Origin of the sequence: Kribbella pittospori, assembly GCF_004331465.1 — a bacterium.
GTDB classification, from domain to species: Bacteria; Actinomycetota; Actinomycetes; order Propionibacteriales; family Kribbellaceae; genus Kribbella; species Kribbella pittospori.
Map to the genome: position 1 here is coordinate 450986 of NZ_SJKB01000007.1, position 19549 is coordinate 470534.

General features: G+C 68.5%; 20 protein-coding genes. 12 read left to right on the top strand and 8 right to left on the bottom strand.

Annotated elements, in window-relative coordinates; genetic code table 11:
* Window positions 1-76: 76 nt before the first annotated feature.
* Window positions 77-823 (top strand): D-Ala-D-Ala carboxypeptidase family metallohydrolase, encoded by a 747-nt coding sequence (locus E0H73_RS24240; protein ID WP_131360334.1) that lies wholly within the window; start codon window positions 77-79, stop codon window positions 821-823.
* On the opposite strand, the gene E0H73_RS24245 is transcribed toward E0H73_RS24240, so the two are convergent.
* The 4 genes from E0H73_RS24245 to E0H73_RS45985 are packed head-to-tail and all read right to left on the bottom strand — an operon-like array spanning window position 820 to window position 4040.
* Complete coding sequence (locus E0H73_RS24245; protein WP_475009304.1) at window positions 820-1377, bottom strand: DUF402 domain-containing protein; 558 nt, start codon at window positions 1375-1377, stop codon at window positions 820-822. The two genes, E0H73_RS24240 and E0H73_RS24245, sit on opposite strands and share 4 nt — an antisense overlap.
* Window positions 1374-2621, bottom strand: coding sequence for a DUF445 domain-containing protein (locus E0H73_RS24250; protein WP_131360338.1), 1248 nt, complete (start codon window positions 2619-2621; stop codon window positions 1374-1376). The genes E0H73_RS24245 and E0H73_RS24250 overlap by 4 nt, the downstream gene beginning before the upstream one ends.
* Window positions 2622-2656: 35 nt before the next feature.
* Entirely contained in the window at window positions 2657-3880 is a 1224-nt protein-coding gene (locus tag E0H73_RS24255) for an MFS transporter (RefSeq protein WP_238164199.1), read from the bottom strand.
* Window positions 3858-4040 (bottom strand): hypothetical protein, encoded by a 183-nt coding sequence (locus E0H73_RS45985; RefSeq protein ID WP_165555797.1) that lies wholly within the window; start codon window positions 4038-4040, stop codon window positions 3858-3860. The genes E0H73_RS24255 and E0H73_RS45985 overlap by 23 nt, the downstream gene beginning before the upstream one ends.
* A gap of 133 nt (window positions 4041-4173) precedes the next feature.
* Between E0H73_RS45985 and E0H73_RS24260 the strand changes: the two genes are divergently transcribed.
* From E0H73_RS24260 to E0H73_RS24275, 4 genes are read left to right on the top strand one after another with little or no spacing between them, the layout of a single operon-like run.
* Entirely contained in the window at window positions 4174-4758 is a 585-nt protein-coding gene (locus E0H73_RS24260; protein ID WP_165555798.1) for a TetR/AcrR family transcriptional regulator, read from the top strand.
* Window positions 4739-6250, top strand: coding sequence for a nitrilase-related carbon-nitrogen hydrolase (locus E0H73_RS47305; RefSeq protein WP_131360344.1), 1512 nt, complete (start codon window positions 4739-4741; stop codon window positions 6248-6250). Before E0H73_RS24260 ends, E0H73_RS47305 begins: the two co-directional genes overlap by 20 nt.
* Window positions 6171-7277 carry an alpha-hydroxy-acid oxidizing protein gene (locus E0H73_RS24270; RefSeq protein ID WP_238164223.1) on the top strand — a complete coding sequence of 369 codons (1107 nt, stop codon included), beginning with the start codon at window positions 6171-6173 and terminating at the stop codon, window positions 7275-7277. Before E0H73_RS47305 ends, E0H73_RS24270 begins: the two co-directional genes overlap by 80 nt.
* Complete coding sequence (locus E0H73_RS24275) at window positions 7274-7921, top strand: HAD family hydrolase (protein WP_131360348.1); 648 nt, start codon at window positions 7274-7276, stop codon at window positions 7919-7921. Before E0H73_RS24270 ends, E0H73_RS24275 begins: the two co-directional genes overlap by 4 nt.
* 132 nt (window positions 7922-8053) lie before the next feature.
* On the opposite strand, the gene E0H73_RS24280 is transcribed toward E0H73_RS24275, so the two are convergent.
* Window positions 8054-9016, bottom strand: coding sequence for a GlxA family transcriptional regulator (locus E0H73_RS24280; protein WP_131360350.1), 963 nt, complete (start codon window positions 9014-9016; stop codon window positions 8054-8056).
* An 81-nt stretch (window positions 9017-9097) separates the two neighbouring features.
* Between E0H73_RS24280 and E0H73_RS24285 the strand changes: the two genes are divergently transcribed.
* Together E0H73_RS24285 and E0H73_RS24290 are read left to right on the top strand one after the other, a co-directional pair.
* Complete coding sequence (locus E0H73_RS24285; protein ID WP_131360352.1) at window positions 9098-10249, top strand: serine hydrolase domain-containing protein; 1152 nt, start codon at window positions 9098-9100, stop codon at window positions 10247-10249.
* On the top strand, window positions 10230-10985 hold the full coding sequence (locus tag E0H73_RS24290) for an alpha/beta fold hydrolase (RefSeq protein ID WP_131360354.1): 756 nt from the start codon (window positions 10230-10232) through the stop codon (window positions 10983-10985). Before E0H73_RS24285 ends, E0H73_RS24290 begins: the two co-directional genes overlap by 20 nt.
* On the opposite strand, the gene E0H73_RS24295 is transcribed toward E0H73_RS24290, so the two are convergent.
* Window positions 10978-12057 (bottom strand): 2-oxoacid:ferredoxin oxidoreductase subunit beta, encoded by a 1080-nt coding sequence (locus tag E0H73_RS24295; protein WP_131360356.1) that lies wholly within the window; start codon window positions 12055-12057, stop codon window positions 10978-10980. The genes E0H73_RS24290 and E0H73_RS24295 overlap by 8 nt on opposite strands.
* Window positions 12054-14066 (bottom strand): 2-oxoacid:acceptor oxidoreductase subunit alpha, encoded by a 2013-nt coding sequence (locus E0H73_RS24300; protein WP_238164201.1) that lies wholly within the window; start codon window positions 14064-14066, stop codon window positions 12054-12056. Before E0H73_RS24300 ends, E0H73_RS24295 begins: the two co-directional genes overlap by 4 nt.
* A 240-nt stretch (window positions 14067-14306) precedes the next feature.
* On the opposite strand from E0H73_RS24300, the gene E0H73_RS24305 reads away from it, so the two are divergent.
* Together E0H73_RS24305 and E0H73_RS24310 are read left to right on the top strand one after the other, a co-directional pair.
* Window positions 14307-15101, top strand: a complete 795-nt coding sequence (locus tag E0H73_RS24305) for a hypothetical protein (RefSeq protein WP_131360358.1) — start codon at window positions 14307-14309, stop codon at window positions 15099-15101.
* A 10-nt stretch (window positions 15102-15111) separates the two neighbouring features.
* A complete protein-coding gene (locus E0H73_RS24310) occupies window positions 15112-15468 on the top strand; it encodes an NADH-quinone oxidoreductase subunit A (protein WP_238164204.1) in 357 nt (118 codons plus the stop codon).
* A 192-nt stretch (window positions 15469-15660) separates the two neighbouring features.
* On the opposite strand, the gene E0H73_RS24315 is transcribed toward E0H73_RS24310, so the two are convergent.
* Window positions 15661-16560: an ornithine cyclodeaminase family protein gene (locus tag E0H73_RS24315; RefSeq protein WP_202867534.1), complete on the bottom strand. Its 900-nt coding sequence runs from the start codon at window positions 16558-16560 to the stop codon at window positions 15661-15663.
* 44 nt (window positions 16561-16604) lie between these two features.
* Here E0H73_RS24315 and E0H73_RS24320 point away from each other — a divergent pair, with 44 nt between their 5' ends.
* The 3 genes from E0H73_RS24320 to E0H73_RS24330 all read left to right on the top strand — a co-directional run bounded on the left by E0H73_RS24320 (window position 16605) and on the right by E0H73_RS24330 (window position 19486).
* On the top strand, window positions 16605-17624 hold the full coding sequence (locus E0H73_RS24320; protein WP_131360364.1) for a dipeptidase: 1020 nt from the start codon (window positions 16605-16607) through the stop codon (window positions 17622-17624).
* 1 nt (window position 17625) lies between these two features.
* Window positions 17626-18975 (top strand): serine hydrolase domain-containing protein, encoded by a 1350-nt coding sequence (locus tag E0H73_RS24325; protein ID WP_131360366.1) that lies wholly within the window; start codon window positions 17626-17628, stop codon window positions 18973-18975.
* A 292-nt stretch (window positions 18976-19267) separates the two neighbouring features.
* A complete protein-coding gene (locus E0H73_RS24330) occupies window positions 19268-19486 on the top strand; it encodes a hypothetical protein (RefSeq protein ID WP_131360368.1) in 219 nt (72 codons plus the stop codon).
* The last annotated feature ends 63 nt before the right edge of the window (window positions 19487-19549 follow it).

The following is a 19549-nucleotide window of genomic DNA, read 5'->3' on the forward strand; positions in this document are numbered from 1 at the left end:
TGAGCACTGGCCAAGCGGTGGATGGTGACGGAATGCTGGGCCGGGACAGGTTCCTTCACCGCCCCGGAGGTGTCCGATGTCCATCACCCGACCGTTGCCGCGGCTGATCGCCGTACTGCTGCTGTTCGCGGCGACACTCACGACCAGCCAGGTCGTGACCGCGACCAAGGCGCACGCGGATGGTTGTTACACGTGGGGCCGCACGCTCAGCCAGGGCATGAACGGCGAGGACGTGCGGCAGTTGCAGATCAGGGTCGCCGGCTATCCCGGGTACGGCGGTCACCTCGCCGTCGACGGGGACTTCGGGCCGGCCACCAAGGCCGCGGTGCAGCGGTTCCAGTCGGCGTACGGGCTGGGGGCGGACGGGATCGCCGGGCCGGCGACGTTCAGCAAGATCTACGGGCTGCAGGACGACGACTGTACGCCGATCCACTTCGCCTACACCGAACTCGATGACGGGTGCGGCGGATCCGGGTGGGACGGCGGACCGCTGTCTGCCGCGGCGACCAAGGCGAACGCGTTGCAGACCATGTGGCAGTTGGAGGCGATGCGGCACGCGCTCGGCGACCAGCCGCTGAACATCTCCAGCGGGTTCCGGAGTATTCCGTGCAACAACTCGGTCGGTGGCGCCAGCAACAGCCAGCACCTGTACGGCCGGTCCGCCGACCTGACCGGGGTCCACTCGTTCTGCACCCTCGCCAAACAAGCCCGCAACCACGGCTTCGGCGGCATCTTCGGCCCCGGCTACCCCGGCCACAACGACCACACCCACGTCGACATCCGCACCGGCAACGTCTGGGACGCCCCCAACTGCGGCATCTAACTCACCGGCCGATCTCCGAAGCTGGTCAGAGGCGGCAGCCCCAGAGCAATCGCCTCTGACAGCCGGGTCCAGCCCGTGGTGCCGAACGGCTCTGTGCCCTGGCTGAACTGCATTTCCAACGTGTGAGCCGCTTCGACGGCCGCCCCATACTCGTGATCGTTGATCAAACCAGCCGCGTGCGCCTCCGCAAGCTCATCCCAGTCCTCCGTGCCAACAGTCCCGTCCGGCCGCCGATACGGATCAAGCTCGAGATCGACGTACGTCCACTCGTCGTCCGCGAACTCCGGCGGCGTACTGACATCAGCCACCAACAACCCACCCGGCCGCCACGTCGCGAACCACCACCCGTCCCGCGGCGCAAGGTGCACAGCATGCTCACCCGGACCACCAGGCCCCATCTGCGCGACCTCGCACGTACTCCCGTCATCGCCCCGGTAACGCGAATGCGCCGGCGTGTAGAACCAGGTGCCAAAGGCATCCACATCCACCACATACGAAGCCCACAACCCACACCCCACCGGCCTCTTCCGCTTCCGGATGTACGTCGTCTTCACAGCAGTTGGCTGATCGTGTGGATGAGGAGGCCTACCAGGGCACCGACGACGGTGCCGTTGATTCGGATGAATTGGAGGTCTCGGCCTACGTGGAGTTCTATTCGGGCGGCGGCTTCGCGGCCGTCCCAGCGTTCGATGGTGTCGGAGATGACGGAGACGATCTCGTTGCCGTACGTGCGTACGACGTACCCGACCGCCTCCGAGGCACGGGCGTCGACCTTCCCGCGTAGCGCCTCGTCGTCCTGCAGTCGTTGCCCCAGGTCCTGGATGGCCTTGGTCGCGCGCACTCGCAGCGTGCTGTCCGGATCGGCGATGGAGTCGATCAGTGCGGTGCGTACGGCGTCCCACACCGCGGTCAGGCTGGAGCCCATATCTGGATGCGTCAGCATCCGCGCCTTGAACGCCTCGAACCGCGCCATCGTCTCGGGATCGTTCTGCAGATCATGCGCGAGCTGCCCGAGCAGCCGGTCGACCGCCCGCCGCGCCGCATGCGTCGGGTTGTCGCGTACGTCGGCCAGCCAGGCCAGCGCCTCGCGGTGGATCCGGTCGATCACCAGCCGGTCGACCCATTGCGGCGACCACCGCGGCGCGCGCGGACCAACCACGTCGGCGAGCAACTCGCGATTGTCGCGCAGCCAGTCATGCGCCTCCACCATCAGCAGGTCGAACAACGCGTGGTGGGCACCGTCCTCGACGACCGACTGCAGGAAGTGCCCCGCGATCGGACTCAACGGCTCCTGCACGAACCGCGGCAGCAGCGACCCCCGGACGAACGCCGCCACGTCCTCGTCACCGAGCCGCGGCAGCGCGGCCCCGATCGTCCGAGCGCCCTCAGCCACGATCCGCTCGGCATGCGTCCCGGAGGTCAGCCACTCACCGGCCCGGCGGCTGACCTCGGCGGTCCGCATCTTCTCCGCCACCACCTCCTGGGACAGGAAGTTCTCGGTGACGAACTGCTCCAGGCTCTCGGCCAGGCTGTCCTTGCGGGTCGGCACGATCGCCGTGTGCGGGATCGGCAGCCCCAGCGGCCGCCGGAACAGCGCGGTCACCGCGAACCAGTCCGCCAGCGCACCCACCATCGCGGCCTCAGCCGCGGCGTTCAGGTACGCCCAGCCGCCGTCGCGGTGCAGCGTGGCCACATAGATCACCGCGGCCAGCAGCAGCAACGACAACGCCACCGATCGCATCTGCCGCAGCCCGCGCCGCCGGACGAGGTCGGCGGCGCCCAACGTCAATGTCGCCATACCCCGATCTAACCAAGTCCCCGGTGATCAGGCGGTCAGGCGACGACCTGGTCGACCCCTGAATTCCGGACCGTACGCCGATCCATCAGGCCGGAGACGAGGGCCAGGAGCAGCCCGGCGACGGCCAGGACCGCACCGACGCGGCTCGGCCACTCGTAGCCGTAGCCGGCGGCCAGGACGACGCTGCCGAGCCAGGCGCCGAGGGCGTTCGCGATGTTCAGCGTCGAGTGGTTGAGTGACGCCGCCAGCGACTGTCCCTCGTGTGCGACGTCCATCAGCCGGGTCTGCAGCGCCGGAACCAGGATGCTCGCCGAGAATCCCATCGCGAACACCGCGATCAGCGCTCCGGGCCGGGTCTGCGCCAGCCACCCGAACGTTCCGAGGACGACGGTGATCGCGAGCAGGCCGCCGTACAGGCTGGGCATCAGGGCGCGGTCGGCGAACCGACCGCCGACGACGGTCCCGCACGTCATGCCGATGCCGTACACGGCCAGCACCACCGTGACCGCGGCCTCCGAGAAACCGGCCAGTTCCGTCATCGTCGGGGCGATATACGAGTACGTCGCGAACATGCCGCCGAAGCCGACCATCCCGACCAGCAGGGCCATCCACACCTGCGGCCGGGACAGCGCGCTCAGCTCGCTGCGGATGTTGACGTCGCTGCCAACCGGCTGCGGCGGAACCCAGAACCACACCGCCACCAGCGTGACCAGTCCAAGCGCGCCGACCGCCAGAAACGGAGCGGGCCAGCCGAGTCGCTGGCCCATCAGAGTGGTGATCGGTACGCCGATGATGTTGGCCACCGGAAGACCGACCATCGTCATCGACACCGCCCAGGCCCGCCGATTGACCGGCACGAGTGTGGTCCCGACCACCGCGCCGATGCCGAAGAACGCCCCGTGCGGTACGCCGGTCAGAAACCGCGCGGCCATCAGGAACTCGTAGCTCGAGGCAACGGCCGACAGCACGTTGCCGATCACGAACACCGCCATCAGCCCGAGCAGCAGCCGCTTCCGCCCGGTCCGGGCGCCGAGCGCCGCGATCACCGGTGCGCCGACCACGACACCCAGCGCGTACGCCGAGATGAGGTGGCCCGCGGTCGGGATCGAGATTCCCACCCCGTCAGCGATCTGGGGCAGTACTCCCATCGTGACGAACTCGGTGGTTCCGATCGCGAAACCACCGGTCGCCAGCGCGAACAGAGCGAGGCCGACAGGCCGCGAGATGCCGCGGTTGTCAGGAGTCACTGAGTTTGTCACGCCTGATTGTCGCACCCACGAGGAGCGCCACCGCGATGAGGGCGAAGACCACATTGCCGATCAGGTCGGTCGTCCGCGACGCATCCATCACCGGGTCCTCCGGGAACGCGTGCCACGCGTAGGTCAGCAGCGCACCACCCGCCGCCGCGAGCGAATGCATGTGCGTCCACCCGGTCCGCCGCGACCACCACGATCACCGCGAGGGTCCCGGACCTGACGGATGTCATGGCTCAGGGATCATTCAGGGTCATTTCCCTATACGCCGTATAGGTAATGCAGGTTGAATGACATTCATGAGCGAGGTGACGACGAAGGACCGGATCACCGCGGCCGCGACCTGGCTGCTGACCGAGCACGGCGCGGCCGGCGTGTCGATGCGGAAGGTGGCAGCCGCGGTCGGGATCACGCCGATGGCGATCTACCAGTACTTCCCGGACCGGGAGTCCCTGCTGAACGCGGTCGCCGACGCTGCCTTCGCCGAGCTGGTCCGGCGCTGGGAGTCCGCCCCGCGCAGTACGGCGGCGGACGAGCGGATGCGGGAGATGCTGGTCGACCACGTCGACTTCGCGCTCGCCCAGCCGCGGCTCTACGACTACATGTTCACCGAGCGGCGCGACCAGGCGCGGAAGTTCCCGGACGATTTCCGCGCCCGCAAGTCGCCGACGTTCAACCTGGTCGCCGACGCGATCTCCGATGGCGTCGACCAGGGCCTCTTCTCCGACGACGACATCTGGGAGACCAGCCTGATGTTCGCCGCCCTCCTGCACGGCCTGATCCAGCTCCACCACGGCGACCGCATCGGCATGCCCGACCCCGCCTTCCGCACGCTGTGCCTCGAACTCGCCGAAAGGATGATCGATGGCCTCCTCCGTACCTAAAGGTGTGGCCGCCGCGGTCGCGACCGGTGCCTTGCTGTACTTCGGTTCCGGCCTCCACGCCCTGCCCGCGCTGACCTGGCTCGCACCGCTGCCTGTGCTCCTTGTCGCACCCCGCCTGAATCCCGGGCTCGCGGCCCTGACCGCCTTTGCTGGTTGGCTTCTCGGGCTCACCAACCTGGCCCGCTACCTGCGTAACGACCTTGGGCTTCCGCTGGTCGCGCTGGCCTTCCTGGTCCTGCTCGCGGCCGTCTTCACCGCGACCGTCCTCTTCTTCCGAGCGCTCGTCGTCCGAAGGCACTTCGTGCTCGCAGCGTTCGCCGCGCCTGCGCTCTGGGCGGCTCTCGACTACCTGATCGCGACCGTCTCGCCCCACGGCGCGTTCACCAGCCTCACGTACACCCAGGCCGAGGTAGCACCCATCAACCAGATCGTCTCCCTGACCGGCCTGTGGGGTCTCAGCTTCCTCCTGCTGTTCCCAGCAGCCGTCCTCGCCACGAGACGTCTCGTTCTGGTCGGTGCTCTCGTGGTCGTTGCCGCCGGCACCTGTCTGTACGGCGTACTCCGGCTCGACGGGACCGCGGACAGTCAGCCGCTGCGGATCGCCGTACTCTCCGCCGAAGGTGAAGACAACGCGCGCTGGCCGGACGGCGGTGGCCCAGCCGTGCTGGAGCGCTACCGCCCGATGATCGCCGACGCAGCCCGATCCGGCGCACAGGTCGTCCTGCTCCCGGAGAAGATCATCGACCTCGACGCGACCGCACTTCCGCAGCTGTCCGAGGAGTTCCAGACACTTGCCACCAGCAACAAGGTCGAGCTCGTCGTCGGCCTGACTGTCTTCGGTCCCGACGACTACAACCGGGCCCTGATCGTCCACCCCGACGGCAGCGCGCCCACGTCGTACGACAAACACCACCTGATCCCCGGCATTGAGCCGTACACCCCCGGCGACCACTTCGCCGTCTACAAGAGCTGGGGCTTGCTGATCTGCAAGGACCTGGACTTCCCCGCACTGTCCCGCGCGTACGGGAAAGAAGATGTCAGCCTGCTGCTGGTGCCGGCGCTCGACTTCGAGGACGACGGCTGGCTGCACAGCCGGATGGCACTGCTCCGTGGGCTCGAGAACGGCATCCCGATGGCCCGCGACGGCAGCAAGGGCCGCCTCACCCTGAGCGACGCGCAGGGTCGGATCGTGTCCGAGACGACGGCGCCTGTCGACGCGCCGGCCGTCCTGATCGGCGAGCTCCGCCCAGGCAGAGACGGGACCGTCTACACCGCCTGGGGTGACTGGTTCGCGTGGCTGTGCTGTCTCGTTGCACTGGCCGGGGTGGTGTGGTTGAGGTCGCGCGGTGGGCGTGGGAGCATCCGGCATGGCCAACTATGGGGATCACCAGTTGCAGATCTACCTGCAGGGGATGCTGCAGGGGACACGGCCGGAGATCACGACCGACCTGGCCCGGCTGGAGTCGCAGGCGGCCGGGACGCTGTCCGCTGAGGCGATGGGGTACATCGTGCCGAGCGCGGGCAGTGGGGCGACGGCGCGCGCGAACCTGGCGGCGTTCGATCGGTGGCGGCTGGTGCCCCGGATGCTGCGCGGCAGCACCGACCGGGACCTGTCCTGCACCATCCTCGGTACGGCGATGCCCGCGCCGGTGCTGGTCGCGCCGATCGGCGTGCAGACGCTGGCCCACCCGGACGGCGAGCTGGCGACCGCCCGGGCCGCTGACGCGCTCGGCCTGACCTACACGCACTCGACGCAGGCGAGCCACGCCTTCGAGCAGATCGAGGCGAAGAGCAAGTGGTACCAGCTCTACTGGCCGACGGACCGCGACGTCTGCCTCAGCTTCCTGCAGCGGGCGAAGGCGAGCGGGTACGGCGTCCTGGTTGTCACCCTCGACACCGGGACGCTGGGCTGGCGTCCTGCTGACCTGGACCGCGGGTTCCTGCCGTTCCTCAAGGGAGAGGGGCTGGCGAACTACTTCAGCGACCCGGCCTTCCAGGCCAAGCTGGCCAAGCCGGTCGCCGAGGACCCGGGCGCGGCGGTGATGCACTGGGCGCAGATGTTCCCGAACGTCGGCCTGGGCTGGGACGAGCTGTCGTTCCTGCGGGACAACTGGGACGGCCCGATCGTGCTGAAGGGGATCACGGCCGTCGAGGACGCGAAGCTGGCTGCCGAGCACGGCGTGGACGGGGTCGTGGTCTCGAACCATGGCGGCCGTCAGGTCGACGGCGCGATCGCGTCACTCGACGCGCTGCCGGCGATCGCGGACGCGGTCGGTGAACAGCTGACGGTCCTCTTCGACTCGGGTGTCCGCACCGGCTCGGACGCGGCGAAGGCCCTCGCCCTTGGCGCGAAGGCGGTCCTGCTCGGCCGTCCGCTGCTCTACGGCCTCGCGCTGGCCGGGCAGGCGGGTGTCGAGCACGTCCTGCGCTGCTTCCTGGCCGAGCTCGATCTGACCCTGGCACTGTCCGGCTACGCCAACCACCGCGAGCTCAACCGGGACTCGGTGGTCCGGGCGTGAAGGCGGTCATCTTCGACCTGGACAACACGCTGTTCGACCACACCAGGTCGGCGACGTACGCGATCCGCAGCTGGATCCCCGAGCTCGGTGGTACGACGACCGACGAGCTGGTCGCACAGTGGTTCGTGATCGAGGATCGCGTCTACAGCCAGTTCATGGCGCTCGAGATCACCCACCAGGAGCAGCGGCGCGGCCGGCTCCGTGACTTCCTGCCCCTGCTCGACCACCCTGTCCCGCCGGCCGACGAGGAGCTCGACGAGCTGTTCACCGGCTACCTGCATCACTACAAATCGAGCTGGACCGCCTATCCGGACGCCCGCCCGGCATTGGAAGTTGCCCGGAGCAACGGTCTGCGGATCGGTGTGCTGACCAACGGCAGCACGAAACAGCAGAACGCGAAAATCGAGGCCATCGGCCTGGCCGACCTGATCGACGTGGTCTGTACGACGGAGTCCCTCGGCATCAGCAAGCCCGCCCCAGAGACCTACCTGCGGACTTGCGAGGCGCTGGGCGTCGACCCGGTGGAAACACTGATGATCGGCGACAACCTCGAGCTGGACGTGCTGGCGCCCCGCGCCCTCGGCCTGACCGCGCATCACCTCGATCGCGCGGCCGGCGTCACCCTCACGGACTTAGTGTCCTGAGTCTGAGATTCCGGTCTTCGGAATCGGAGAAGTCGTTCGTCATGGCACGATCTTCCGGACTGTCCGGGGCCGGGCCATCCATCCGGACCGATCAGGTCCGGATGTCTGCTGGACCGGACCGGATTCCTGGGATCAGGCCGGTGTCCGCGTCCGCCGGTACTGCGACGGAGGTACGCCGTACCGGTCGACGAAAGCTTGTCGGAGCGACTCGGTCGAGCCGAAACCGCATTGCCGGGCGACGGCCGCGAGTGGTAGTTCGCCCGAGACCAGGAGGTGTGCCGCGGCCTCGGTGCGGACGCCGCGGACGTACTGCGCCGGCGTCTGCTCGACGTGGGTGAGGAACATCCGGGACAGGTGCCGCTCACTGACCCCGGCGAGTCGCGCTAGGGCCGGCGTACTGAGGTCCGAGTTCGGATGGCTCACGATGTGGTCGCGGAGCCGCCGGACCAGGAGGTCGCCGCTCAGCCGGCTCGCCACGAACATGCTCATCTGGGACTGGCCGGCCGGCCGCTGGAGGTAGGTGACCGTGCCCAGCGCGACACCGCGGGCGATCGCCTCGCCGTGGTCCTCCTCGATGAACGACATGGTCAGATCCAGCGCGCTCGTGACGCCACCCGAGGTCGCGATCTCGCCGTCGCGGATGTAGATCGGGTCCGCGTCGACGTCAACATCCGGATGCTTCGCCGCGAGCTGATCGGCGTACATCCAGTGGGTCGTGATGCGGCGTCCACTCAGCAGGCCGGTGGCCGCGAGCACGGTCGCGCCGGTGCACACCGACGACACTCGTCGGGCGAGCGCGGACAGGCGCCGTACGTGCCCGACCAGACTGCGATCCGCGGCAGCGTCCTCGTGTCCGAGTCCGCCGGACACGAGCAGCGTGTCCATCGGCTCGTTGAACCGCTCGAGCGCGACATCGGCCTGCAACTGCAGCCCTGAGTCGCACTTCACGACCCGCTTCCCCGGCGTCGCCAGCACCATCCGGTACGGCGGGCTGGCGCCGATGCGGTTCGCGATGTCCAGACACGACGTCACGCAGGCGATGTCGAGCAGTTCGGCACCGTCGTACGCGACCAGGAGGACCAGGCGTTCGTCCACGGCGTCACGGTATCCGCTCTTGCGTCGTAACGTTCACAACACATACCGTCGGCTCTGAAGTATTCGCTACAAGGAGGTTCGATGGAGCGAGTCGCGGCCCTGGTCCGGCGGTACGTCGACGCCGGGCGGTATCCGGGCGCGGTCACAGCGGTCGCGCGGCGGGACAAGGTGGAGTTGTTCGAGGCCTGCGGACTGGCGGACGCCGAGCGTGGCCGGGAGCTGCGGCCGGACACGATCTTCCGGATCTTCTCGATGACCAAGCCGATCGTCAGTCTCGGGCTGATGCAGCTGTACGAAGAGGGCCGGTTCCAGCTCGACGATCCGGTGGTGAAGTACCTGCCCGCACTCGGCCGCCCGAAGGTGTTCGCGGACGGCGCGCTCCGCGACTCCACCCGCGAGATGACGGTGCGCGATGTTCTGATGCACATGTCGGGGCTCGCGGCCTCGAACGGCAAGCACCCGGTCAGCCGGCTCTACCAGGACGCCGGGCTGACCGGGATGGACTCGGACGCGCCCTTGTCGGAGTTGCCGGCCCGGCTGGCGGATCTTCCGTTGCAGGCAGATCCCGGGACGCGCTGGATCTACGGGATCTCGACCGACCTGGTCGGCCTGCTCTGCGAGGTGATCAGCGGTCTGCCGCTGGACGAGTACCTGCGGACCCGGATCTTCGACCCACTCGGTATGACGGACACCGGGTTTTCGGTGCCTGAGGCAAGCATCTCGCGGTTCGCCGCCAGCTACAGGTACGACCACGGCGGCTTCGCGCTGGCGGACGACCCATTGACGAGCGCCTACCTGAGGCCGCGTACGTTCCTGTCCGGCGTAGCTGGGTTGGTGTCGACGGCCGGGGACTACCTGCGGTTCGCCCGGATGCTGGCCGCGGGCGGGTCGCTCGACGGTGTGCGGATCATCGGCCCGCGGACGCTGCAGTTCATGACCATGAACCACCTGCCCGGCGGTCAGGACCTCGCGGCTGTCGCTGATTTCGGCGGCGAGACGAAGCGAGCGGGACAAGGCTTCGGCCTCGGGTTCGGGGTGTTGCTGGATCCGGTCGTGGCGCAGACGATCGGCAGCCCGGGCGAATACTTCTGGGGTGGCGCCGCCTCGACGGCGTTCTTCGTCTCGCCGGCCGACGAACTGGCTGTCGTCTTCCTGACCCAGTTGCGTCCGTCCTCCAGCTACCCGATCCGTCGCGAGTTGCGCGCCGCCGTCTATGCCTCACTCGACGACTGACGACGGCTGCCGGCTCTGGACCGAAGCGACCGGCGACGGACCGCCCGTCGTCCTCGTCCACGGTGGCCCTGGCTGGTGGGACGTCTTCGACGACGTCCCGTTGCCGCTGCCCGGCTTCAGGGTGCATCGGTGGGATCAGCGAGGCTGCGGCCGGTCCGATCGCCGCGGTCCCTACACCCTCGAACGCTCGGTCGCCGACCTCGAGACGATCCGCGACGGCAACGACAAGATCATCCTGATCGGGCACTCCTGGGGTGCGGCCCTCGCGCTCCAGTACGCCGCGGCGCACCTCGACCACCTCAGCCACTTGATCCTGGTCTCGAGCACCGGCCTCAACGGACCACCCCCGTCGTACCGGGACCGCGTCGCCGAGCGGCTCGTGCCATCAGCGGATCCCTGGATCGCGCGCATCGCGACGAACTTCGCCGACCAGACGACGGCGCTGGAGCAGGCGCGCCGGCTCAACACACCACGGTTCGAGCCCAACCAGGAGTGCGCCGACGCGTTGCTGGCCGAGCTTCGCGCAGTGCCGGATCGGGCCGGTGCTTGCGCGCGGATCGACGTACCGACGCTGTTGATCCATGGAGCGGAGGATCTGCGGCCGCCGTACGTCACCGACAGTCTGCTGCGGGCGCTGCCGAACGCGGAACGGGTAGTGCTCGACGGTGTCGCGCACTACCCGTGGGTGGAGGACCCGGACGGCTTTCAGAAAGCCGTCCGGACCTTCCTCAGTTGATCGTCCAGGTGTCCGAGCCGGTGACGAGCGCCTGCAGGTCGCCGGTGCCCTGAGCCTCCTGGGCGGTGGTGATCTGCTGACGAACCATGTCGTCGTACGCCGGGCGCTCGACGGCACGGAAGATGCCGATCGGGGCCTGGTGCAGGATGCCGGCGTCGGTCAGCCGGGACAGCGCGAACGCGTACGCCGGGTCGTCGGCATGGGCGTCGTGGACGACCAGGTCGGCCTCGCCGTTCGGGAGGTCGGCGACCTCCTTGACGGCCAGCGAGGCGAAGCCGTCGCGGACCACGCCGAGCCGGCCTTCCTTGCCGAACCGGATCGGCTCGCCGTGCACCAGCGGGATGATCGCGTCGTCGCGGGTCTCCGGATCCTTGAACGCCTCGAACGCGTTGTCGTTGAAGATCGGGCAGTTCTGGTAGATCTCCACGATCGCCGTGCCGCGGTGCTCGGCGGCCGCGCGCAGGACCGAGGTCAGGTGCTTGCGGTCGGAGTCGATCGTGCGGGCCACGAACGTCGCCTCCGCGCCGAGCGCCAGCGAGACCGGGTTGAACGGGTTGTCCACCGAGCCCATCGGCGTCGACTTCGTCACCTTGCCCGGCTCCGAGGTCGGCGAGTACTGACCCTTGGTGAGGCCGTAGATCCGGTTGTTGAACAGCAGGATCTTCAGGTTCACGTTGCGTCGCAGCGAGTGGATCAGGTGGTTGCCGCCGATCGACAGCGCGTCGCCGTCACCGGTCACCACCCAGACACTCAGGTCCGGCCGGGCCACCGCGAGACCGGTCGCGATCGCCGGCGCACGCCCGTGGATCGAGTGCATGCCGTACGTCGACAGGTAGTACGGGAACCGCGACGAGCAGCCGATGCCGGAGACCATCGCGATGTTCTCGCGCTTGATCCCGAGCTCGGGCAGGAAGCCCTGGAACGCCGCCAGCACGGCGTAGTCGCCGCAGCCGGGGCACCACCGGACCTCCTGGTCCGACACGTACTCCTTGCGGTTCTGCGGCTCGCTCGCGGCCGGGACGCCGTGCAGCCCACCGGGCAGACTCGGCAGGCCGAGGTCGACCGTGCTCATCGTGCTCCCTCCGACTCGTGCAGTTGGCCGTTCGCCTGACCGTTGGGCTGACCGTTGGGCTCGGTGTGCAGCGCTTCACCGTGAGTCAGGCTGGCGGCGGCCTCGCCCAGGTGGCGGGCGTCGTCGTCGATGCCCTCGGTCTCCTCGACCAGGTTGCCGATCACCTCGGCCAGCTCGGCCGCGCCGAGCGGCATGCCCCGGACCTGTGCGTAGGACACGACGTCGACCAGGAACTTCGCCCGCAGCAGCATCGCCAGCTGGCCCAGGTTCATCTCCGGGACCAGGACCTTGTCGTAGCTGCGGAGCAGATCGCCCAGGTTCGGCGGGAACGGGTTCAGGTGCCGCAGGTGAGCCTGCGCGACCTTGCCGCCGACCTTGCGGACCCGGCGGACCCCGGCGCCGATCGGGCCGTACGTCGATCCCCAGCCCAGCACCAGGACCTTCGCCGTACCGTCCGGGTCGTCGACCTCGATCGGGTCGATGGAACGGGCGATGCCGTCCACCTTCGCCTGGCGGGTGCGGATCATCAGGTCGTGGTTGGCCGGGTCGTAGGAGATGTTGCCGGTCTTGTCCTCCTTCTCCAGACCGCCGATGCGGTGGTCCAGACCCGCCGTACCTGGGATCGCCCAGGCGCGGGCCAGGGTCTCCGGGTCGCGCAGGTAGGGGAGGTAGAGCGGTGCGCCCTTGTCGTCGGTCGCGTTCGGCTCGAGGGTGAAGTTCGGGTCGATCGTCGGCAGGTCGTCGACCACCGGGATCTGCCACGGCTCCGAACCGTTGGCCAGGTAACCGTCGGACAGCACGATCACCGGCGTCCGGTAGGTGACGGCGATCCGGGCCGCCTCGACCGCGATCGCGAAGCAGTCCGCGGGGGACTGGGCCGCGACCACCGGCAGCGGCGCCTCACCGTTGCGGCCGAACATCACCTGCAGCAGGTCGGCCTGCTCGGTCTTGGTCGGCATGCCGGTCGACGGGCCGGCGCGCTGGATGTCACACACGACCAGCGGCAGCTCGAGCATCACGCCGAGGCCGATCGTCTCGGACTTCAGGCTGATGCCCGGGCCTGACGACGTGGTCACGCCGAGCGCGCCGCCGAACGACGCGCCGAGGGCAGCGCCGACACCGGCGATCTCGTCCTCGGCCTGGATCGTGGTCACGTTGAACCGCTTGAGCTTGGACAGCTCGTGCAGTACGTCGGAGGCCGGTGTGATCGGATACGCGCCCAGGACCAGCGGCAAACCGGCCCGCTGAGCGCCCGCCACCAGGCCGTACGCCAGCGCCAGGTTGCCGGAGATGTTCCGGTAGGTGCCGGTGGCCATCTTGGCCGGCTTCACCTCGTACCGGACCGAGAACTCCTCCGCGGTCTCGCCGAAGTTGTAGCCCGCCCGGAAGGCCGCGATGTTCGCGTCCCGGATGTCCGGCTTGCTGGCGAACTTGGTCTCCAGGAACGTGATCGTCGACTCGACCGGGCGCTGGAACAGCCACGACACCAGCCCCAGCGCGTACATGTTCTTGGCCCGCGAGGCGTCCTTGCGGGTCAGGCCGAACTCCTTGACCGACTCCACCGTCATGCCGGTCAGGTTCAACGCGATCAGGTGGTACGCGTCGAGCTCACCGGTCTCCAGCGGATTCTCGTCGTACCCGATCCGCTTCAGGTTGCGGGCCGTGAAGTCCGCCGTGTCGACGATCAGCGTCGCGCCGCGCGGTACGTCGCGCAGGTTCGCCTTCAGCGCGGCCGGGTTCATCGCGATCAGCACATCGGGCGCATCACCCGGCGTGAGAATGTCGTGATCGGCGAAGTGGAGCTGGAACGACGACACCCCCGGCAGAGTTCCGGCTGGTGCCCGGATCTCGGCGGGGAAGTTGGGCAGGGTCGACAGATCATTGCCGAACGATGCCGTTTCCGCTGTGAACCTGTCCCCGGTGAGCTGCATCCCGTCACCGGAGTCGCCGGCGAAGCGGATCACCACGCGGTCGAGCTGCTTGACCTCGATGGTCACTGTTCTGTTCATCTCCAAGTCGAAGCTTGGGCCGGCCCGCCGCGTCGTGGGCGACAGGTCGATCCCCCCAGTTCAGGGCGATAACCCCAATATTAGTTCGCCCTTAGTACAGAACCATGCGGAAGCCCCGGTGGTCCACAGCCTGGGACACGGTGTTAGTGGGTGGATTCATCCGCTAGGGATAATTTCGCGGCTGTCACCCTACGCAGTCGTTCGCTTGCGATCCGCAGTCACAACCGGCAGCATGTCGGCATGCGTGCCGTTGCCGGACTGCTGATCCTTGTCCTGACCGGGTGCTCCGCGCAGGTGGCGCCCGCGATGAGCCTCGGCGGTTCGGCGCCTGCGGTGGCCCCGGAGTCGGCCGCTGCACCGGCGCGGACGGCCAAGATCACCACTATCCGGACGACGGACAGCACCAAAGGTGTGATCACGGTGATCGGCTCGTTGACCCCCGCACCGAAGGCGGGCACGCGGATCCCGCTGCACCAGTGGATCCCGGCCGAGAAGCGGTGGCAGGAGATCGCGCACGGGTATTCGGCGGGCAGCTCGGTGACGATCAAGACCGTGCAGCCCGGGTCGGTCCGGACGTATCGCATCGCGGTCGGGCCACAGGCGCCGTACCCGGCGGCGATCTCGCCGGTGATCAGCCTCAAGCACTATGTCTGGCGCGGGATCTTCAAGCGGGGAATGCTGGCCGCCGGTGGGAAGGGGGCGCCGCAGTTCAACGTGGTGCCGCCGAACGAAGGGCCGCGGCGGGCGGAGGCCGATCTGCTCGCCAACAAGGGTGGGTTCGTCTGGGGCGACGTGGACTCGACTGGTTGCAGCTACGTGCGGAACTGGCTCGGCAACCTCACCGACGGGACCGTACGGGTGTCGCTGCACAACGGGACCAAGGCAATCACCTCGGTGCGGCAGGCACAGGAGACCGAGACCTGGCTCAACGCCAAGATCCTCGGCATCACCCGCCTCCGCCTCCAAGTCACCGACATCAACTCCGGCTACGGCCCCTATGTCTCAGTCGACTCCATCATGCTCTGCACCAACTAAGCTGCTGCACGTGTCGGAGAGCTATGGGGTCATCCTCGCGGTGGTCGCGCTCGGCCTGGTCGGGCTGATCGGGGCCTTCGCGCTGAACAAGGCGCTCACCGTCACCTATCCGACCGAGAGCAAGCTCAAGACGTACGAGTCCGGCGTCGACCCGGTCGGCGAGGGCTGGGCGCAGGTCCACATCCGGTACTACCTGTTCGCCTACCTCTACGTGATCTTCGCCGTCGACGCGATCTACCTGTTCCCGTGGGCGACGATCTTCGCCACCCTCGGCTTCTCGACCTTGATCGAGATGTTCGTCTTCCTCGCCTTCGTCGCGATCGGCCTGTTGTACGCCTACCGCAAGGGCGTCCTGCGCTGGACCTGAGCCGGACCGCCAGGCCATCACAATCGCGCCGATGGCAGCCGGCCATGCTCAGCCTGTTCGCGACGGGCACATTGTGATGGCCTTGGCGTCCGGACCTCCAGCACTCACCAACCACTGGCGCTGCGAACGACGCACGCTCAGACGTCGGCCGGCTCCGGCTCTTCGGTCGGGTTGGTGAGTGGCCCAGGTCCGCTAAGCGCGGGCGAGTGCGGCGGCGATTGCCCAGTCCTGGGGGCCGATGCCGACGGACTTGAAGACGGTGCGGCCGGTCGAGGCCGGGGGAGTTGAGAGGGCGGGCCCGAGTTCGACCAGGTCTGTGCGTTGCAGCGTGCCGGAGTCGACTGCGTCGATGATCTCGCCGGACTCTTCCAGCGCCGCCGCCTGCTGATCGACCAGGACCGTCGACGCGGTGGCGAAGAGGTCGCGCGGCAGCTCGCGCATCGTCGGGCGGAAGGCGCCGATGGCGTTGACGTGGACTCGGTCGTGGAGCGCGTCGGCGGTGAAGAGCGGCGTGGTGGACGAGGTGGCGCAGCAGACGATGTCGGCGTCGCCGATCGCGTCGTCGATATCCGTGCCCGGAGTGAACTTCACCTCGGGAAACTCGTCGGCGAGTGTTTTGCTCAACGCTGCAGCACGGTCAGCCGAGCGGCCCGTGACCAGGACGTCGGCGATCGGACGTACGGCGAGAACCGCGCGGACCTGGTCCGGTGCCTGAGCTCCCGTCCCGATCAGCGTGAGCCGGGTCGCGTCGGCGGGGGCCAGCAGATCGGTGGCGACTCCGACGACCGCACCGGTCCGCAACGTGGTGATCGAGCTGCCGTCCGCGACGAGTTGATCGCCGGCGCCGGTCCAGATCACCGTCGCGCGGATAGCCGGCACCTGGTCGAGCGCGATACCGATCTTCTTCACCACGGCGCTCCCGGTCGGCGTGTGGTACGCCGACATCACCAGCACCGACCCGTTGCCGAAGATCTGCCGCGGTGGCAGCACGAAGTTGCCCGCCGCCAGTTCCCGGAACGCGTCCCGCACCGCGTCGATCGCCGTACTCATCGGAACCGCACGCCGGACATCCTGAGCCGAAAGCACCTTCACCAGCCCGAGCATATTCTGGTCCCGCCGACGAGGAGAGGGGCCGCATGACCGACCTGCATCGGGACGCGCTGGTGGCGGATGGGCACAACGACCTGTTGATGCTGGTGGCGCGACGGCCGAAGGCGACGTGGGCGCAGTACTTCCGGGAGCGGTGGATCCCGCAGTTGCGCGAGGGCGGGATCGACGTCCAGGTGCTGCCGGTGTTCATCGACGACGAGTTCCGGCCGGAAGGGGCGTTGCGCGAGACCCTGCGGATGATCGAGGCCGCACACCGGATCGTCGAAGGCAACGCCGATGAGGTCGCGCTGTGTACGGCGCCCGGCGACATCGCGGCCGCCACCGCAGCGGGCAAGATCGCGCTGGTGCTGGCGCTCGAAGGTTGCCCGCAGATCGACAACGACCTCGAACTCCTGCAGACGCTGCAACGGCTCGGCGTCCGGATGGTGTCGTTCACCCACTTCGGCCGCAGCGCGCTCGGCGACGGATCGGGCGAGGACGCGACCGGCAGCCGGCTCACCCACGCCGGCGTCGAGGCGGTCGGTCTGCTGGAGGAACTCGGCGTACTGATCGACGTCTCGCACGTCGGCCGCGGCGGAGTCGAGCACATCCTCGAGCTGGCGACCAAACCGCTGGTCGCATCGCACTCCAGCGCGTTCGCCCTGCGCGACCACCACCGCAACCTCACCGACGAGCAGTTGCGCGCGATCGCGGCCACCGGCGGCGTCGTCTGCGTGAACTTCTTCGCCGGATTCCTCACCACCGCGGAGAAGCCGACCGTCGAGCACCTGGCCGACCACCTCGAGTACGTCGTGAACGTCGCCGGCGCCGACCACGTCGGACTGGGCAGCGACTTCGTCGCGGAGGTGTACGGCGAGAAGGTGCCGGCCTGTGACCGTCCGCTGGTCATCCAGGGCCTCGACGTCGAGGTGTTCGTGCCCGGCCTCGAAGGTCCGGCCGGGATGCCGCTGGTCACCGACGCGCTCCAGCGCCGTGGGTTGTCAGAGGCAACCATTCGCAAGGTGCTCGGCCAGAACCTGATGCGTGTTCTCTCATCGGAGGCGTGAGATGCAAAGCTGGTTGGACAACAACCTCGGTCGGCTGATCGACAAGCACGGTGTGCCGGGCGCGTCGGTCGCGGTCTGGGCCGACGGCGAGCTGAGTACGGCGGCCGCCGGCATCCTGAGCATGAACACCGGGGTCGAGGCGACGACCGGCTCGGTCTTCCAGGTCGGCTCGATCACCAAGCTGTGGACCACCACGCTGATCGCCCAGCTGGTTGTCGAGGGCAAGGTCGACCTGGACCGGCCGGTCCGCGACTACCTGCCCGAGTTCAAGCTCGGCGACGAGGCCGCGGCCGCGTCGATCACGCCGCGGCACCTGCTCACCCACACCGCCGGCTTCTCGGGTGACGCCTTCACCCCGACGTCCCGTGGCGACGACGGTGTCGAGCTGTTCATCCGCGACGTACTGCCCGGCCTGGCCCAGGAGGTTCCGCCCGGCGCCGGGTTCTCCTACAACAACTCGGGCTTCGTGGTCCTCGGCCGGATCGCCGAGGTACTGCGCGGCAAGCCGTATCACGAGCTGATCCGCGAACACATCGGCGTACCGCTGGAGCTGAAGCACCTGGCCACGATCCCGGACGAGGCGCTGCTGTACCGGGCCGCGGTCGGGCACGTCTCACCGACGCCGGATGCGCCGCTGGAGCCGGCACCGGTGTGGAGCCTGGTGCACGCGATGGCGCCGGCGGGGTCATTGCTCGCGATGAGCGCCGGCGACCTGATCACCTTCGGCCGGGCCTTCCTGGACGCGTCGCTGCTGGACCGGGCCACCATCGATCGCCTGTGGGAGCCGCAGGTCGACGTACCGCCGACCGGTGGCTTCCCGGGTCAGTGGGGCCTCGGCTGGATGATCTTCACGCTCGACGGCGGGACGGTCTACGGTCACGACGGCGGGACCGTAGGCCAGTCCGCGTTCTTCCGGCTCGTCCCGGACAAGGGAGTCGCGGTCGCCCTCCTCACCAACGGCGGCGACACGCCGGTCCTGTACGACGAATTGGTCGGCCACGTACTGCGGGAGACGGCGGGGATCGAACTGCCGGCCCGGCCGGTGCCGCTGGCTGAGCCGGTCGAGATCTCGGCCGACCTGGTCACTGGCCGGTACGAAGGTGTGCTGAGCGCGTCGACCGTCAGCGTCGAGGACGGTGAGTTCTGGGTGCTGGAGGAGGCCGTCACCGAGCAGGCGAAGGTGCTGCTGCCCGAGCCGCAGCGCACCCGGCTGGTCCCGCTCGACGATTCCCGGCTGATCGCGGCGGAGCCGCAGCACGGTGTCCACGAGGTGCTGGCGTTCCGGGATCCGGTGGACGGCCGGGCGGCGTACCTGTTCCAGGGCGGACGGCTGACGCCGCGCCGCAGGTGAGAACACTCGTTTAAAGCGGACCGATCGGTGCATGAAGTCCGGCGGCACTGGGAAGGAGTGTCAGTGACGTGCGGCGTGGCTGGGGCCGTGGCACGCCGCGCTGTCACCGAGAGTCACCTGCCTCACCCTCACCGGATCGTTGCCTGGTCACCCTTTGTGATTGCGAACGGCAACTATTGTGAGGGTTTGCCGTGCCCTGCATAACGGATTGCGTACAGCCTGTCGCCAAGTAGTCGACCTGGAGTTATGGTGATTACTCGGGGGAACGGGGTGAGTACGGGGTGGTGAGGCTATGGCGTGGCAACTGTGGGTGGCGATCGCACTCGCAGCGACCGGGCTCGTGATCCTGGTCGTGTGGCGAATGCGGCACGCCCAGCACGTCTTCGACGACATCACCCGTATCGACCGTTCCGCGGGCAGTAGCCAGTCCGATCCATCCGGTGACGAGCTCGCCCAGGCGAGGGCCCGCCGGATCCCACCGCCGTCGCCGCCGCGCCGCAAGCACGGCTAGCGCGACCCGAGAAGACGCCCGGTCCCCACCCGGGTTCCGCCCAAGCCGCTCACGTTCGGTGGC